Annotated in this window: 13 protein-coding genes, 1 tRNA gene and 2 pseudogenes; 7 read left to right on the forward strand and 9 right to left on the reverse strand. The window is 44.0% G+C overall.

Translation table 11 applies throughout. The annotated features are described in order from the left end of the window. Positions 1-50: 50 nt before the first annotated feature. Entirely contained in the window at positions 51-341 is a 291-nt protein-coding gene (locus IM475_RS04245; RefSeq protein WP_287660657.1) for a hypothetical protein, read from the reverse strand. 365 nt (positions 342-706) lie between these two features. On the opposite strand from IM475_RS04245, the gene IM475_RS04250 reads away from it, so the two are divergent. Continuing rightward, positions 707-2,437, forward strand: coding sequence for a diflavin flavoprotein (locus IM475_RS04250; protein ID WP_287726791.1), 1,731 nt, complete (start codon positions 707-709; stop codon positions 2,435-2,437). Positions 2,438-2,512: 75 nt separating this feature from the next. Further along, positions 2,513-6,178, forward strand: coding sequence for a magnesium chelatase subunit H (bchH, locus tag IM475_RS04255; RefSeq protein WP_287726792.1), 3,666 nt, complete (start codon positions 2,513-2,515; stop codon positions 6,176-6,178). 211 nt (positions 6,179-6,389) lie between these two features. Here the strand turns inward: bchH and moaC are convergent, their stop codons facing one another. Beyond that, on the reverse strand, positions 6,390-6,890 hold the full coding sequence (moaC, locus tag IM475_RS04260; RefSeq protein WP_287726793.1) for a cyclic pyranopterin monophosphate synthase MoaC: 501 nt from the start codon (positions 6,888-6,890) through the stop codon (positions 6,390-6,392). Positions 6,891-6,933: 43 nt separating this feature from the next. Here moaC and IM475_RS04265 point away from each other — a divergent pair. Continuing rightward, positions 6,934-7,007 (forward strand) — tRNA-Arg (locus tag IM475_RS04265). 152 nt (positions 7,008-7,159) lie between these two features. On the opposite strand, the gene ureC is transcribed toward IM475_RS04265, so the two are convergent. The 5 genes from ureC to acnB form a co-directional block, all read right to left on the reverse strand. Continuing rightward, positions 7,160-8,869, reverse strand: a complete 1,710-nt coding sequence (ureC, locus tag IM475_RS04270; protein WP_002735350.1) for an urease subunit alpha — start codon at positions 8,867-8,869, stop codon at positions 7,160-7,162. Between the two features lie 81 nt (positions 8,870-8,950). Further along, positions 8,951-9,847 (reverse strand): polyphosphate kinase 2 family protein, encoded by an 897-nt coding sequence (locus IM475_RS04275; protein WP_287726794.1) that lies wholly within the window; start codon positions 9,845-9,847, stop codon positions 8,951-8,953. 186 nt (positions 9,848-10,033) lie between these two features. Next, the gene (locus IM475_RS04280) at positions 10,034-10,243 is read right to left on the reverse strand and encodes a hypothetical protein (protein ID WP_287726795.1); all 210 of its coding nucleotides are present in this window, start codon (positions 10,241-10,243) and stop codon (positions 10,034-10,036) included. Continuing rightward, entirely contained in the window at positions 10,233-10,523 is a 291-nt protein-coding gene (locus IM475_RS04285) for a DUF2584 family protein (RefSeq protein ID WP_287726796.1), read from the reverse strand. The genes IM475_RS04280 and IM475_RS04285 overlap by 11 nt, the downstream gene beginning before the upstream one ends. A gap of 13 nt (positions 10,524-10,536) precedes the next feature. Next, positions 10,537-13,146: a bifunctional aconitate hydratase 2/2-methylisocitrate dehydratase gene (gene acnB, locus IM475_RS04290; RefSeq protein ID WP_287726797.1), complete on the reverse strand. Its 2,610-nt coding sequence runs from the start codon at positions 13,144-13,146 to the stop codon at positions 10,537-10,539. 159 nt (positions 13,147-13,305) lie between these two features. Here acnB and deoC point away from each other — a divergent pair, with 159 nt between their 5' ends. From deoC to hisG, 3 genes are all read left to right on the forward strand, one after another. After that, a complete protein-coding gene (deoC, locus tag IM475_RS04295) occupies positions 13,306-13,983 on the forward strand; it encodes a deoxyribose-phosphate aldolase (protein ID WP_287726798.1) in 678 nt (225 codons plus the stop codon). A 254-nt stretch (positions 13,984-14,237) separates the two neighbouring features. Then, complete coding sequence (locus IM475_RS04300) at positions 14,238-14,990, forward strand: HAD family hydrolase (protein WP_287726799.1); 753 nt, start codon at positions 14,238-14,240, stop codon at positions 14,988-14,990. A 68-nt stretch (positions 14,991-15,058) separates the two neighbouring features. Further along, positions 15,059-15,706, forward strand: a complete 648-nt coding sequence (gene hisG, locus IM475_RS04305) for an ATP phosphoribosyltransferase (RefSeq protein WP_045357499.1) — start codon at positions 15,059-15,061, stop codon at positions 15,704-15,706. 97 nt (positions 15,707-15,803) lie between these two features. On the opposite strand, the gene chrA is transcribed toward hisG, so the two are convergent. Next, entirely contained in the window at positions 15,804-16,961 is a 1,158-nt protein-coding gene (chrA, locus tag IM475_RS04310; RefSeq protein WP_287726800.1) for a chromate efflux transporter, read from the reverse strand. A 342-nt stretch (positions 16,962-17,303) separates the two neighbouring features. Between chrA and IM475_RS04315 the strand changes: the two are divergent. Beyond that, positions 17,304-17,753: pseudogene (locus IM475_RS04315) on the forward strand (DUF4915 domain-containing protein); the annotation flags it as partial. Between the two features lie 11 nt (positions 17,754-17,764). On the opposite strand, the pseudogene IM475_RS04320 reads toward IM475_RS04315, so the two are convergent. Beyond that, positions 17,765-17,886 (reverse strand): annotated as a pseudogene (locus IM475_RS04320) (IS982 family transposase); the annotation flags it as partial.

Below are 17,886 nucleotides of genomic sequence, written 5' to 3' on the forward strand. Positions count from 1 at the left end.
CAGAGAGCCGATTTTTTTCTAGACTGTTGAGATGGTCGAAAATTGAGATTTTAGCTTAAACGATGCCACTCAACGATTTTATTACCTACTTTCAAAATAATTGCTTGACCTAAACCGAGTTCTTGTGTCACATTGACTAGATGGGCGAAATTTTGACGGGTGATTGCTAGTCCCTGCAAACAGGCTAGAAAATCGAGACAGAGAACCGTAGAAAATTCCCAAGTTTGTCGGTAAATACGGCAATTGTCCGGTAAAAAAGCCACAAGAGTGCGAAAATGAGTCAAAGCGGCTTTCTCAAAATTGGCGCTAGTGCAGTCAAAAGACGAGTGCTGATAGCTCATAAAAACTTTGCCTGATAGGGAGATAGCAGGGTTTCCCTCAGACTAGCACCTCGCTTCTGGGGATCACGTTCCCTTTAGAATTTCTCAATAGACTGGCAAATCCCCCCAGAGGGGTATCCTTACCCGCGAACAAATTGCTAGAAGCTAGGTTTCTTCCCAGAGATGGTGTACTTTAGATATTGATGTCCTTCCTGCTGGCAAGATAACCTGTAAATTTCCCCACTCGTCCCTAGCGATAAAAGGCTGTATTTAGTCAAAAATCAAGTGTTGACTTTGATGCCAAACTTGCCAAGTAAAAAATGATGACAGCCTCAAGTTGCCGCTTAACTACTTGACTAATTAACTGATAACTGGTAACTAAGATTATGAATAATGCAATTGTCAAACCGAGAGATGTACAAGTAGCACCTATTGCCGTCGATACTTTTGTCTTTCGTTCCCGCACTTGGGACCGGTTAAAATTCGAGATCGAATACGGATTACAAAAGGGAACCACCGCCAATAGTTATCTGATTAAAGGTGAAAAGGTCGCTCTTTTTGATCCACCGGGGGAATCATTCTCGGCTATATTTTTAGAGGCTTTAACTAAAAGAATTGATCCGAAAACTATTGATTATATTATCCTCGGTCACGTTAACCCCAATCGTGCCGTCACCCTCAAGGCACTTTTAGAAATCGCTCCTCAAGTCACTTTTGTTTGTTCTAATCCGGGGGCAATTTCCCTGAAAAAAATTCTCGAAACCGAAGCATTAAATCTGTTGGTTGTCAAGGGGGAAGAAATATTAAATTTAGGGGCAAACCATCAATTAGAATTTATCCCCACTCCTAACCCCAGATTTCCCGATCAACTCTGTACCTACGACAGCAAAACCGATATTCTCTACACCGATAAATTATTCGGAGCGCACGTTTGTGGCGACCAAATTTTTGATGAGGGTTGGAGCGTTTATAACGAAGATCGGCGTTATTATTTCGATTGTCTCATGGCTCCCTATGCCAGCCAAATTAGCAACGCTTTGGAGAAATTAGCCGCTAAATCGCCCTTATTTTATGCTGTTGGTCACGGTCCTCTGGTGCGTTACGCGATGCACGAATTGACCCTTTCCTATCAACAATGGTTAGCAGTACAAAAGTATCAAGAGTTGACAATCGCCCTGATTTATGCCAGTGCCTACGGCAACACCGCCACCCTTGCTCAAGCGATCGCCATGGGGATCACGAAAGCGGGAGTAGCAGTGACGGCGATTAATGCCGAGTTCGCTGAACCGGACGAGATCAAAACGGCGATCGAAAAAAGTGTCGGTTTTATCTTTGGTTCCCCCACTTTGGGAGGACACGCACCGACTCCCATCCAAACCGCCTTGGGGATTACCCTAGCAAATGGCGATAAAAGCAAGCTGGTGGGAGTTTTTGGCTCCTACGGTTGGAGTGGGGAAGCGGTCGATCTTTTAGAAGGTAAATTCCGGGATGGCGGTTATCGCTTCGGTTTTGAGCCAATTCGGGTTAAATTTAAACCGACGGAGGCAGTTTTAAAGACCTGTGAGGAAGCAGGAACCGATTTCGCTCAAGCAGTCAAAAAAGCTCGCAAAAGCAGACAACCGAAAACTAATGTTAACCAATCCCAAAGCGATCGGCGATCGCAGGCCCTGGGACGTTTGGTGGGTTCTCTCTGTATCGTCACCTGCGAATTGGGGGAATTGCGCGGCGCCATGTTAGCCTCTTGGGTGTCGCAAGCGACGTTCACCCCCCCCGGATTGACTATTGCCGTGGCGAAAGAACGAGCGATCGAGTCTCTGCTCTATAGCGGTACGCCTTTTGTCCTTAATATCCTCCAAGAAGGTCAACATTTGGCTTTAATGAAGCATTTTCTTAAACCTTTTTCCCCCGGAGAAGATCGTTTTGCTAATATCGAAACCACTAAAGCTGAGAACGGTGGGCCGATTCTGGCCGAAGCGCTCGCTTATCTGGAATGTCGGGTAGAACAACGAATGGAGTGCGGTGATCATTGGCTGATTTATGCGATCGCAGAAAAAGGCAAGGTTTTACACCAGGGTTTAACCGCCATCCATCATCGCAAATCCGGCAGTTATTATTAATTTGTCGTTATGATCATTTCAGGGGGTGTTTTCAGGCAGGATAACGCACCCTGATTGGTCTAAAAATATATTCTTATGAAAAGTATTGTTTTAATTGTTGGCTTTGAAACCTTTAACACCAATTTATATCGGCAATCGGGCCTGTTGGCTAGTTCTAAATGTCCCGATTTAGAGGTCAAAGTATTTAGCGATAAATCCTTGACGAGCGAACCGGAAATAGTCGAGCAAGCTTTAGCCACTGCCGACGTTTTTTTTGCTAGTTTGATCTTCGATTACGATCAAGTTACTTGGCTGCGGCAACGAGCGGCAGAGATTCCGATTCGCTTAGTTTTTGAGTCTGCTTTAGAGTTAATGAGTTTAACCCGTTTGGGAGAATTTGCCATCGGGGATAAACCAAAAGGAATGCCAAAACCAATTCAATTTATCTTGAGTAAATTTTCCAGTGGCAAGGAAGAAGATAAGTTAGCCGGTTATCTCAGTTTCCTCAAAACTGGTCCGAAACTGCTGAAATTTATTCCCGCTAAAAAAGTTCAAGATTTGCGTAATTGGTTAATTATTTACGGTTATTGGAATGCGGGAGGAACTGAAAATGTTGCCGCTATGTGTTGGGTAATTGCCCAAAAATATCTAGGATTAAAAGTACGGGAAATACCCGAAGTTATCGAAACTCCCAATAAGGGACTATTACACCCCGATTATCAGGGTTATTTTCTCACTCCCCAAGAATATTTGACTTGGTATAAAAAAAATAAATCTCTTGATAAACCAGTGGTGGCACTGCTGCTTTATCGGAAGCACGTTATCAGTAAACTACCCTATATTAATCAATTAATCCGTCATTTTGAAACGGCTAATTTAATTCCCCTACCCGTGTTTATTAACGGAGTAGAAGGCCATACAATTGTTCGGGATTGGTTAACCACAGACTACGAAATTCAGCAAAGAAAAAAAGGAATCATTGAAACTCCTTCTTTAAGTGAAGATGCGGTGACAGTAGATGCAATTGTCTCGACGATTGGCTTTCCTTTGGTGGGGGGTCCCGCGGGTTCTATGGAAGCAGGAAGACAGGTAGAAGTGGCTAAACGAATTCTGTCCGCTAAAAATATTCCTTATCTTATCGCTGCCCCTTTATTGATTCAAGATATTTATTCTTGGACAAGACAGGGAATCGGTGGTTTACAGAGTGTGGTTCTATACGCTTTACCTGAATTAGATGGAGCAATTGATACGATTCCTCTGGGGGGATTAGTGGGGGAAACTATCTATTTAATCCCCGAAAGATTACAGCGTTTAACTGGACGTTTAAACAGTTGGATTAAGTTACATAAAACCCCTCCCCAAGAACGCAAAATAGCCATCATTCTCTATGGATTTCCCCCTGGTTATGGGGCAGTTGGTACGGCAGCTTTATTAAATGTTCCCCGGAGTTTGGTTAAGTTTTTACAAGCTTTACAAGCGCAGGGTTATAATGTGGGAACAATTCCCGAAGACGGGGAAGAAATTATTCAAAAAGTTAAATTTGCCGATGATGAAAATCTCTCTAAACAAAATCGTTTATCGATAGAAACTTTAGAAAATTGGCTAGGTTATCTGTTAACTTCTCGCATTGAAAAACACTGGAAATCTCTGAAAGATGCGGGGATAAAAACTATTGGCGATCAGTATCATTTAGGGGGTATTGAGTTAGGTAATATCTGGATTGGAGTGCAACCACCTTTAGGAATTGCTGGGGATCCGATGCGGTTAATGTTTGAAAAAGATTTAACTCCTCACCCTCAGTATGCGGCCTTTTATCAGTGGTTACAAAAAGATTTTAAGACCGATGCGCTCGTTCATTTTGGTATGCACGGAACCGTCGAATGGCTGCCCGGTTCACCCCTAGGAAATACTGGTTATTCTTGGTCAGATATTTTATTAGGAGATTTACCGAATTTATATATTTATGCCGCTAATAATCCCTCGGAATCTATCCTGGCTAAACGTCGCGGTTATGGGGTGTTAATTTCCCATAATGTGCCTCCCTACGGACGAGCGGGATTATATAAAGAATTGATGATTTTACGAGATTTGATTGCAGAGTTTCGAGAAAATCCTGAGAAAAATTACGCTTTAAGAGATAGTATTCTCCAAAAGATTATTGATACAGGTATCTCTAAAGATTGTCCTTTTCTGGAAGCAGAAAAACAGGGAATAGAATTCACTTTAGAAAATGCCAAATTATTTAGCCGCTATGCACTAACTGATTATTTTGTTAAGGTGTATAATTACCTACAAATCGTCGAACAAAGACTATTTTCTTCTGGGTTACACACCCTAGGAACTGCTCCCAATCAGGAAGAATTAAAAGGTTATCTTGACGCTTATTTCACCGATTTATCTGAGCGAGAATTTCAGCAAATTCTCGCTGATGAAGCAACCAATGAAAAGCTTAAAGAAGGCATTGCTATTAAAAATTTATTAGGACAAAATAGCGAAGAATTAACTAATCTTTTGCGGGGATTAAATGGGGAATATGTACCACCGGCACCAGGGGGTGATTTACTCCGGGATGGTGCGGGAGTTTTACCCACAGGACGCAATATACACGCTTTGGATCCCTACCGAATGCCTTCCCCCGCAGCCTACACTCGCGGACGAGAAATCGCCAAAAAACTGCTACAACAAAACTTAACCGAAAAAGGAAAATATCCCGAAACTGTAGCAGTTTTACTCTGGGGATTAGATGTGATTAAAACTAAGGGTGAATCCCTGGGTATTCTCTTAGAATTAGTCGGTGCGGAACCAGTGAAAGAGGGGACAGGAAGAATTGTCAGGTATGAATTAAAACCTTTAGGGGAAATTGGACACCCGCGCATCGATATTCTGGCTAATTTATCGGGAATTTTTCGGGATACTTTTATCAATATTATCGAGTTATTGGATGATTTAATGCAGCGGGCAGCCGAGATAGAAGAATCGGAAAATGATAATTATATCCGTAAGCACTATTTAGCCTTAAAAAGTCAAGGAATTGACAATGCCAGCGCTCGTTTATTTTCCAATCCTGCCGGGGATTTTGGCTCTTTAGTTAATGACCAAGTAGTGGAGGGAAATTGGGACAATGAAAACGAATTAGCGAAAACTTGGGAAAAGCGTAATGTTTTTAGTTATGGTCGTCAAGATAAGGGACAAGCGCGGCCAGAAGTGCTACAACAGTTATTAAAAACCAGTGAAAGTATTATCCAAGAAATTGACTCGGTAGAATACGGTTTAACCGATATTCAGGAATACTACGGCAATACAGGAGGATTAAAATTAGCCGCAGAAAAACAAAGCGGTAAACGGGTGATGACGAGTTTTGTCGAGAGTTTTTCCAATGATACAACTCCCCGCAAATTAGAGGAGGTTTTGCGCTTAGAATACCGCAGTAAATTACTCAATCCTAAATGGGCCAATGCCATGGTTAATCAAGGTTCCGGTGGGGCCTATGAAATCTCCCAAAGAATGACCGCTTTAATTGGTTGGGGCGGTACGGCTAATTTTAGTGACGATTGGGTGTATGATCAGGCAGCCGATACCTACGCTTTTGATGCAGAAATGGCGGAAAAATTGCGTCAAGCTAATCCCGAAGCTTTCCGTAATATTGTCGGTAGAATGTTAGAAGCACAGGGTCGCGGTTTTTGGCAAGCAGACCCCGACAAATTAGAGAAATTACAGGAATTATATCAATTGACCGATGAAAAGTTAGAAGGGGTTACTTAGGGTTTGCTGAATAAATCTAAAAACCTTCTTGGATAATATCTTTAGGCTTTTTTGAAATCAAAAAGTGCCAGCGATTGGAGTGATTGGGGGGAAAATTCAGGTACTTTTTCCCCGAAACTTAGGTAATTGACTCCCTGAAAATGGGTAAAACCCCACACCCCACACCCTGACACCAGGAAAAACTTTTTGCCGCAAACCCTACTTAGGGTTTTTATGGCAACAGGGAATCCTTGTGATAATCTGATTTTCCTCCTGTTTTACTCAGCAGAAGGATATTTTCAATCAGGATTGATTTTTCTAACGCTTTAGCCATATCGTATAAAGTCAAGGCTGCCACAGATACCGCCGTTAAAGCTTCCATTTCTACCCCAGTTTCCGATTTTGTCACCACTTCTGCCCGAATTTCGTAGCCGGGTAACTCTGCTTTCGGGATAATCTGAACATTGATTTTTTGCAGGGGTAAGGGATGGCAAAGGGGAATTAAACAGGAAGTTTGTTTGGCCGCCATAATTCCCGCTAGTCTGGCCGTCCCTAAAACGTCACCTTTAGGCGCATTTCCCTGTTCTATGGCTTCAAAAGTCGTTTTTAGCATTCTCACTTGTCCTAGGGCGATAGCAGTGCGTTTAGTGGGCATTTTCTCCGATACATCCACCATCTGGGCCTGTCCTTGGCTGTCGAGATGAGATAATTTTTCTTTACCCTCTTGCGTCATTGAATGAACCTGTGCTATAGTAGTTTACTGTTGAGAAAAACAAGGGCTTGTAGCTTAGTGGATTAGAGCGTGTGGCTACGGACCACAAGGTCGGGAGTTCGAGTCTCTCCAAGCCCGTTAGATACAATGGCATATACTACAGGAATTAGGAACCTATGGTTCCTAATTCCTTTGGTTTTTTACCCCATCTCCCCCAAGTCCCTAATATAGCACAAGTGTATTTATTTTTTCTGCAAGGGGACTGAGGTTAAATTGAAGTAAACCAGAATTCAAAATAGGAAATAGCGCTGGGCCATGGGTAAAACCGTAGCCGGTTCACAGATTAATAATTCCCCGTCAGCACGCACCTCGTAGGTTTCAGGATTAACTTCCATGCGCGGCAAAGCGTCATTAAGCTTCATACTAGCCTTACTGATATTGCGCGTATTCGACACTGCCACGGCGGTTTTTTTCAGCTTTAACTTCTCAGGAATGCCCGCTTTCATAGCATATTTAGAAACAAATGTCAAGGAAGTTTTGGCGATCGCACCACCAAAAGAGGCAAACATGGGACGCATATAAACCGGTTGGGGTGTGGGAATACTGGCATTAGCATCGCCCATTTGCGCCCAGGCGATTAAACCGCCTTTCAGGACAATTTCCGGTTTTACGCCAAAAAATGCCGGTTTCCAGAGAACCAAATCGGCTAATTTGCCCACCTCGATGGAACCGACATAATCGGAGACACCATGGGTAATAGCAGGATTAATCGTATATTTAGCAATATATCGTCTTGCCCGCAGATTATCATTCTCTCCCGTTTCCCCGGTCAGTCTGCCTCGTTGTACCCGCATTTTGTGGGCAGTTTGCCAAGTGCGGATAATTACTTCTCCCACCCGTCCCATCGCTTGAGAATCGGAGGAAATGATGCTAAAAGCCCCTAAATCGTGGAGAATATCCTCGGCGGCAATAGTTTCGCGGCGGATGCGGGATTCGGCAAAGGCCACATCTTCGGGAATACTCCGGTCTAGATGATGACAAACCATCAACATATCGAGGTGTTCCTCTAAGGTATTCGTCGTATAGGGACGGGTGGGATTAGTAGAGGAGGGTAAAACGTTCATTTCCCCGCAAACCCTGATAATATCGGGAGCATGACCACCGCCGGCCCCTTCCGTGTGGTAGGTGTGAATGACGCGATTTTTAAAAGCGGCGATAGTGGCCTCAACAAAACCGGCCTCATTGAGAGTATCGGTATGAATCGCCACCTGCACATCGTACTTATCGGCCACGCTTAAACAGGTATCAATGGCTGCCGGAGTGGTTCCCCAATCTTCATGGAGTTTTAAGCCAATTACCCCCGCTTTTACCTGTTCCGCTAGTCCTTCCGGCTGACTGCTATTGCCTTTACCCAAAAAACCCAAATTCATCGGGAAAGCTTCGGCGGCCTCTAGCATTCGATAGATGTTCCATTCTCCCGGGGTGCAGGTGGTGGCATTAGTTCCCGTCGCAGGTCCGGTCCCGCCACCAATCATCGTGGTAATCCCCGACGCGATCGCTGTCTCAATTTGTTGGGGACAGATAAAATGAATATGAGCATCAATCCCCCCTGCTGTCAAAATCATCCCCTCCCCGGCTAATGCCTCGGTAGCAGGACCGATAATAATATCGACATTATCTTGAATGTGGGGATTGCCCGCTTTACCGATTTTATAAATTTTGCCGTCTTTAATGCCCACATCGGCTTTAACGATGCCCCACCAGTCGAGAATTAAGGCATTAGTAATCACTAAATCTACCGCCCCATCTTCCCTAGAAATGGGGGATTGGCCCATCCCATCGCGAATTACTTTACCGCCGCCGAATTTTACCTCATCGCCGTAGGTGGTGAAATCTTTTTCGACTTCGATAAATAATTCCGTGTCTGCGAGGCGAACTTTATCTCCGACGGTGGGGCCGTAGGTTTCTGCATAGGTGCGGCGATCGATGCGATAATTCATAGGGGGAATTCTTGAAAATCGACATTGATTATACGATCAATTTTCCAGGAATTATCGCTTTTTAGGGATTTTCTTCCATTTTTAATCTGGCTCATTTTCCAGGATTTCTTTGGCTTTCAGTAAAGCTTGGCGATGTTCTTCGGTGACGGTGGGATATTTTAAACCGAGGGATTCGAGGGTGTGATAAATAACCGCCCCCACAGCTAAACGAGTAAACCATTTGCGATCAGCCGGGATAATATACCAAGGGGCCCATTCGGTACTGGTATGATTGAATACCTCCTCGTAGGCTTTCATGTAATCACCCCAAAAAGCTCTTTCTTTGACATCATTTTCGGAAAACTTCCAATTTTTTTCGGGGCGATCAATTCTTTCTAAAAATCGTTTTTTCTGTTCTCCTTTAGAAACATTGAGAAAGAATTTTAGGACAATAACCCCATTGTTAACCAGATATTTTTCAAAATTATTAATCTCCTCAAAACGTCGCTGCCAAACTTTCTTGGTTCTGTCTTCCGGGGGGAGTTTTTGCCGTTCCAATAAATTTTGATGGACGCGCACGACTAATAATTCTTCGTAGTAAGAACGATTAAAAATACCGATACGACCCCGCTCCGGTAAAGCTTTATAATATCGCCAGAGATAATCGTGATCTAGTTCTTCGGCCGAGGGAACTTTAAAGCTAAATACCTGACAGCCTTGGGGATTTAAGCCCGACATAACGTGTCTGATCGTACCATCTTTACCCGCCGCATCCATGGCTTGTAGATTAATTAACAAGGCATAGGTATCCTGGGCATAGAGTTTATCTTGAAACTCGGCCATTTTTTCGATTCCCTGTTGCAGCAGCATCGTGGCATCTTCTTTGGTGATATAGTCGGGCTTAAACCCAGGATCGTAGTCTTTGTGCAGAGAAATTTCTTTACCCGGTGGCACGATTAAGGATTGTAAAAATGCGTGGCGATCAATTTTGCTGACCATGCTCTTCTCCTTGATTGTTTTGACCCCTAAGATTACATTGTAGCACTTTTGCTCGGAAAATATCTAACCCTTGAACCGGCGAGCCAAAGATGAAGTGACAAAAGTATATTTAAATAGCTGTCAGTCCCTTTCTTGAAGTAACCTCGTTATCAATATCCTTAAAAATCGCTAGTTTTTTCTGTAACATCAATCTATTACTTCCTCTGAATTAGGTTCCTGCAAGTAAAATTCACTAGCAAAAAAATCAAAGTTATTCAGTCCAATATGTTTGAATTGTTCAAACTGTTCGGGAGAATTAGCATAGTTATGTAATTTAGCGACTCCCGGTTGTCGTTCGATAACAGACCAATATTCAAGAGGAACACCATTCATGATATTTTCATCGTTAGTGGTCATGATAAGTTGCACTAAGCCTGTTTTCGCCTTTTTCCCAAACTAATTTTTCAATGATAACATCTGCGTAGGCAACCCAATGTTCATTTACCAAAGGAATTGGAACATCAACAGGAATAATTCTATAATCTTCTTTGCTCCCTTGATACTGTTTAGATAATTCCAAACTTTCTGGATAACCTTGAGATGGTTTTAACTTTAAAATACTATTCACTTCACAGAGCATCCCCATAAATTTTACCTCTTTATTTTCTGAGCAGAGGGTGAGCTTTTCATAGCTCACCCTCAACTTCATGCTAACTCAAAACACCAGAAGGAATCCCTAAGATATCCTCAATCTTAGGTAAATCTTCTAGGGGAATTACCCGGCCTTCATCCTCAAAACCAGCGATTTCATTAAAGTTTAAATAGCGGTATAAATCGCCAGCAAAAGGATTAATTTTCTCGGTGACAATTGCCAGGTATTCCTCGACGGTGGGAATGCGTCCTAGCAGCGCACAAACCGCCGCTAATTCGGCGGAACCGAGATAGACTCGCGCATCTTTTCCCATGCGATTATTGAAGTTACGAGTCGAGGTAGAAAATACCGTTGCTCTGTCTTCAACCCGCGCTTGATTACCCATACAAAGGGAACATCCAGGCATCTCGGTACGCGCCCCAGAAGCGGCAAAAATGCCATACATTCCCTCATCGCGCAATTGTTTTTCATCCATGCGTGTGGGGGGACAAATCCACAGTTTAGCCTTAGCAACTCCTGCCCCTTCTAATATCTTAGCAGCGGCGCGATAATGACCGATATTAGTCATACAAGAACCGATGAACACCTCATCAATTTTATCCCCGGCGCATTCCGACATTAACTTGATATTATCGGGGTCATTGGGTGCCGCGACAATGGGTTCTTTAATCTCGCTTAAGTTGACGGTGATAATATCCGCATATTCGGCATCCTTATCCGCCTCCATCAGGACGGGATTAGCTAACCATTGTTCCATTTTTGCTACCCGACGTAGGATAGTTTTGGCATCACTATAACCCCGAGCTGCCATATTTTTTAACAGGGCCACATTAGAGCGTAAATATTCCGCCACTGTTTCCGTACTTAACTTAATCGTACAACCAGCACAGGAACGTTCCGCCGTGGCATCGGTTAACTCAAAAGCCTGTTCTAATTTCAAATCCGGCAGCCCTTCCATCTCCATAATGCGACCGTTAAAAACATTTTTTTTGTTCTGTTTTTCCACGGTTAATTTGCCTTCTTGCATGGCAACGTAGGGAATAGCATTAACAATATCGCGCAGAGTTACACCGGGTTGTAATTCCCCCGTAAAACGCACTAAAACCGATTCCGGCATATCCAAAGGCATTACTCCCAAGGCGGCGGCAAATGCCACTAAACCCGACCCCGCAGGAAAGGAAATTCCCAGGGGAAAACGAGTATGAGAATCGCCGCCAGTCCCCACCGTATCCGGCAATAACATCCGATTTAACCAGGAATGAATAATGCCATCTCCCGGACGTAAAGCCACCCCCCCCCGGGTAGAGAAAAAGTCCGGTAATTGGTGATGAGTTTGAATATCAACCGGTTTGGGATAGGCTGCCGTGTGACAGAAACTCTGCATGACTAAATCGGCGCTAAAACCTAAACAGGCTAACTCTTTTAACTCGTCTCTGGTCATCGGGCCGGTGGTATCCTGAGACCCTACCGTGGTCATAATCGGGTCACAGGAAGTACCCGGCCGCACCCCGGGTAAACCGCAAGCTTTGCCGACCATTTTTTGCGCTAGGGTGTAACCTTTACCCGTGTCATTAGGCATAGTGGGACGGGTGAATAGGGTACTAGCCTCAAGTCCCAAGGCGTGACGGGTTTTATCGGTGAGACTACGACCGATTAAGAGGGGAATACGACCGCCGGCCCGCACTTCATCCAGAATTGTCTCAGGTTTGAGGCTAAAGGTGCTAATAGTTGCGCCCGCTTCGTTGGTGATTTTGCCTTCGTAGGGATAAATTTTAATCACATCCCCCGTGTTCATTTGGCTAACATCGCATTCAAGCGGTAAAGCGCCGGAATCTTCAGCAGTATTAAAGAAGATAGGGGCGATTTTACTGCCTAAAATATAGCCACCAGCACGTTTATTAGGCACAAAGGGAATATCATCGCCAATATGCCAGAGAACCGAGTTAATTGCCGATTTTCGGCTGGAACCAGTCCCAACCACATCTCCCACATAGGCGACCGGATGACCTAATTTTTTCAATTCGGCAATGGTTTCTAAGGACCCGGGTTGACGGGTTTCTAACATTACCAAGGCATGAAGGGGAATATCGGGCCGGGTGGTGGCATGGGGAGCGGGAGATAGGTCATCTGTATTGGTTTCTCCCGGGACTTTGAAAACGGTGACGGTAATTTCTTTAGCAAGTTTCGGTTTAGCGATAAACCAAGCGCCATTGGCCCAAGCATCGATAACCTGTTTAGCATAGGGATTGGTGTCGGATAATTCCAAAACCTCGTTAAATGCGTCGAATACCAGCAGAGTTTTACTTAAAGCGCTGGCAGCAGCGGCGGCGATATTAATATCTCTGGATTTCAACAGTTCAATCAGAGAATGAACGTTATAACCGCCGACCATGGTTCCCAGTAAGCTAACCGCACCCTGGGGGGAGATAACGTTAGATTTTATTTCACCTTTGGCAATTCCTGTTAAAAATCCCGCTTTAACGTAGGCCGCTTCATCAACTCCGGGGGGAACACGGTCACGCAGCAGGGTCAGCAATTCTCCCTTGAGTTCTTCGGACGGATTTTTGAGCATTTCGCATAATTCCGCCGTTTGTTGAGCATTGAGGGGAAGGGGAGGGATACCTAATTTCGCTCGGTCGGCAACGTGGCGGTGATACGCTTCTAACATAGGTCTATTGTCTCCTAGTCTTCACTTGTGACGGTTTCTTCCTAGGTTACTGGATCTTTGCTAGTCTCGGAATTTCTAGGTTAGCGAGAGATGACTTTGCTGTGTGACTTCCATAAAATGAGAAAATAGCGATCGATTGACTATATTGAGGCTTAGATAATGGCTATCACCGATTCTGATCTAGATTTAGCACAATATATCGACCATTCTCTCCTCATGCCCACCGCCACCAGTGAACAATTAGAGGCTTACTGTCAACAGGCCGAACAATATCGTTTTCCCACCGTCTGCGTTTATCCCGCTGCCGTTAAGCAAGCGGTGCAGTTACTCCACGGCAAAAAAACTTTAGTTTCTACCGTGATTGGTTTTCCCGCAGGGGCCACTACCTCCGCAGTTAAACGTTATGAGGCTTTAGAAGCCGTAGATAATGGTGCCAAGGAGTTAGATGTGGTTATTAATCTCGGTTGGCTAAAAGATGGGAAATCAGAGCAATTATTCCAAGAAATTGCTAGTATTTGTCAGGAAACCGGCCAGACAGTGAAAGCGATTCTGGAAACCTCGCAACTGACGGACACCGAGAAACGTTTGGCGGCGGAGATTTGCATGGATGCAGGAGTCAGTTATCTAAAAACCAGTACCGGCTGGTTTGGGGGTGCAACGGTTAGCGATGTGAAGTTTCTCAAGGAAATTAGCAAAGGCCGGGTAGGAATTAAAGCATCCGGCGGAATTCGCACCCTAGAACAAGCGATCGCTCTTATCCGGGCCGGGGCCACCCGTCTGGGAACTTCCCGCGGTGTCGATTTAGTCCGTCAGCAAAAAGCCGCTTTTGAGGAGTAATACTAAATCCTGTTTAAAAGGTATAGGGAATTATGAATTATGAATTATGAATTATGAATTGGGGAGAGGGTAGTGGGGAGTGGTGTGGGGAGCGGGGTGTGGGGTGTAGGGTGTGAGAAGTAGGGAAGTGGGAAGTAGGGAAGTGGGGGGATGGGGAGAATAAATAAAAATAATCTCCTGTCTCCTGAATCCTGTCTCCTTAATCCTGAAAGCTAAAATGATGACTGACATTCAATAAAAATAAGGGGGTTTATTTGCCGATAATTCGCTGTGGTAATCGAGAATTTAGAGATATTCAAGGGATTGTTTTTGATAAGGACGGTACGCTAGAGGATTCGCGAGCTTTCTGGTACGATCGAGCTATAGCCCGGATACAAGCCATTGAATCGCAAATCCCCGGTTTAGAGTCTTTATTAACTAAAACTTTCGGTATTGGGGCAAATAGTCTCAATCCTGCCGGTTTAATGGCAGTGGGCAGCCGCAGAGATAATCATATCGCCGCTGCCGGTTGTATTGCTTCCACCGGTCGGGATTGGTTAACGGCAATGGCGATCGCAAAAGCGGCCTTCCAAGCGGCCGATGAAAAGGTTCCCCCCCGCTTAAATCCCCTCTATCCCCAATGTTTAGAAGTAATTCGTTATCTGCACGCGGCCGGTTTACAATTGGCGATTCTTTCCTCCGATACCACAGCACGAGTTGAGCAATTTGTCAAGGAAAATCACCTATTAAATTATATTAAAATCGCCCAGGGCTGCGATCGAGGTTTAAGTAAACCCGATCCCCTATTATTGCAAGAAACCTGTCAAGCTTTGGGGACCGCAGTGGACAAAACCCTGATGGTGGGGGACACTAGGGCCGATTGGGAAATGGCTAAACAGGCAAAATCAGCAGCTGCGATCGCAATTAGTTGGCAACCAGAAAACCATCAAGATTTACAATTAGCTGATGTGGTTATTAGAGAACTTACTGCCATCTCGGTTATCAGCTCCGAATTTTCAGTTCACTGATTACTGATTACTGTTTACTGTTCACTGAAAAACCCCACTTCCCCACTTCCCAATTCATAATTCCCTCTATGCTAACAATTGCCTTACCGAAGGGTGCTTTACTAAACGAAAGTATCCAAATATTTCAGAAAATTGGCTTAGATTTTAGTGCCTTTCTTGACTCAAAAAATCGCCAATTACAGATTACTGATCCCACCAACCAAGCGAAAGCCTTATTAGTCAGAGCCACAGATGTACCAGTTTATGTAGAATACGGTCAGGCACAATTAGGCATCGCCGGTTATGATATTTTATTGGAAAAATCTCCCGATGTGGCTAATTTAATTGACCTAAAATTTGGTTACTGTCGGATGTCGGTAGCTGTCCCTGCTGATAGTCCCTATCAAAGTCCCTTAGATATTCCCCATCACGGTAAAGTTGCCTCAAAATTTGTCAATTGTGCTAAGGATTATTTTCGTCGTTTAGATATTCCCGTCGAGATTATACCTCTCTATGGTTCCGTAGAATTAGGCCCGATTACGGGGATGTCAGAAGCGATAGTTGACCTAGTTTCCACCGGTCGAACTTTACGCGAAAATGGTTTAGTAGAAATCGCCGAATTATTTGCTAGTAGCGCTCGATTAATCGCCCATCCCCTCAGCTATCGACTAAATCGCGATCAGATTTATAACTGGGTAGAAAAGCTCAGTTTAACTAATCAGCACCCCCCTTATTAAGGGGGGATTAAGGGGGGATCAGCACCCCCCTTATTAAGGGGGAATCAAAGGCAAAATATATCTTAATATTTAATTAGAACCATTTACTTATTTACCCCTAAACTAATTGTTTCAATAGTAAACCAATAAGCGCACCAGCCAGAATTAACCAAGTAGAATTAACCTGAAAACGTAGTAAAAGAATAGCGGAGATAAGAGATATAATGATAGCCAATAAATTAAAAGGTAAATTCCCGTAGGGTTGTAACCAAGTAGCTAGAGCTAAATTAAAAATTACTGCTACCATTAAAGCCACGGCACTAGCATTAATTGCGTCTAAAAAAGCACCCGCCCAAGCGGATTGTCTCAGTTTAGGAATAAGAGGATTAAGTAATAAAACAAAGATAAAAGAAGGAAAGAAAATCGCTAGAGTTGCCACAATTGCCCCCGATACTCCTAATATTTGATAACCGATAAAAGTGGCTGTAGATAACACCGGACCGGGGGTAAATTGACCCACAGCAATAGCATCTAATAATTGTTGCTGGGTTAACCATCCTTTACCCTGCACTAAATCCCCTTCTAAAAAGGCAACTAACACATAACCACTACCAAATAAAACACTTCCCACCTTGAGGAAAAATAGCCCTAATCCTGTTAATGTCGGTGGGATGTTGCTAGGAGTAGCAACCGCCGTCGCACCGCCTATTCCTGCCACAATCAGGGGAAAAGTAGCGAATTTTTTTAGGATAAACATCCCGATAATTCCGCCCAACAGTAAAGCGATAACTTCATTTAAACCTAAGATTAATAATCCGATAACTCCCAATCCGATGAAGAATAATTGACGGGTTTTTAGTGCCTTTTTGCCTAAGCGCCAGAGGGCCTGAAAAATCACCGCAATTACCACCGGTTTAATCCCCGCAAAAATCGGAGCCACATCCGGTAAAGTCCCATAGGTAGTATAAATCCAAGCCAGAAAACCCGTAATTAACACCGCAGGAGTAATAAAACAAACCCCCGTGATTATTAAACCCGCTAAACCCCCAAAAATATAACCGATATGGATGGCCATTTCCGTGGAATTAGGACCAGGAATCAGATTAGTGGCCCCCACCAAATCGAGAAATCGCTCCTTAGTCATCCAACCGCGACGCTTAACCACTTCTTCCTCCATTAAAGCGATATGGGCAGCCGGACCGCCAAAACCGATAATCCCGATTTTGAGAAATAAAAGGGCAAGTTGCGAGAGATTGGGAGGCGATGAAGTCAGCATTTTCTAATTACCAATAGTTTTTCTAGAATCAAGTTTATATCCAAAATAAATTGCAAAAGTGTTTTATACAAACTCAATCATAAATATTTAATGCTCCCGTTCAAGTAAATTTGATACAAAAAAAGTTAAGAAAACTTTATAAATCATATTAATTAATTTGTTTATAATAAACCCCATTAATACCAACTGAAACCCATCACCACCCCCCTTATTAAGGGGGGCAAGGGGGGATTAAGGGGGGATTAAGGGGGGCAAGGGGGGATTAATTAGAACCCCTTAGTCAACAAACCATAAACAATAATCAATTATCACAATCGACTCTAATCTATACAAAAAAACTCTATGGACAGCTTGCCGCCCAAGACTACCCAGTTTTCAGATACTCAAGAGCCAGCAGCGAGTCCAACTCAGCGCCAAGCAGTGCCGGTCAATTATGAGTACAGCCTCAATCTGCCGGAATTACTCAACCAGCTTGACCTCTCAGTGTTGATTTCCACCTACCAAGCGGGACGAGTGGCCAGCATTGGCACTTATCAAGGACAAATGCGGGTGAGTTTCGCCCATTTTGACCAAGCGATGGGTTTAACCCGAACCGCTACCGGAATTGCTGTGGGCGCTCGTCAGGCAATTTGGCATTTACCCGCTAATCGAGAGATTGCCCCCCAGATTAAACCGGAAGGGGAACAGGATATCGCCTTTTTGGCCCGCTCCTCTCACCTCACCGGCCCGATTATGGGTCATGATTTGGCCTTTGGCAGTAATCGCCTTTGGGTGGTCAATACCTTATTTAACCCCAGTTCGGGTTAAGCAGCGGGGGGTAAAGCCCATTCCATCTTCAAGGAGGGTTTTTTCGGCTGGTGACAGTAAGCAATCAAACCACAGAGAAGATTAACGCAAAAATTAACAGGGCTGCGGTGGCGGGAAT

Origin of the sequence: Microcystis sp. M061S2 (assembly GCF_020245605.1) — a bacterium.
In the GTDB taxonomy this organism is placed as follows: domain Bacteria; phylum Cyanobacteriota; class Cyanobacteriia; order Cyanobacteriales; family Microcystaceae; genus Microcystis.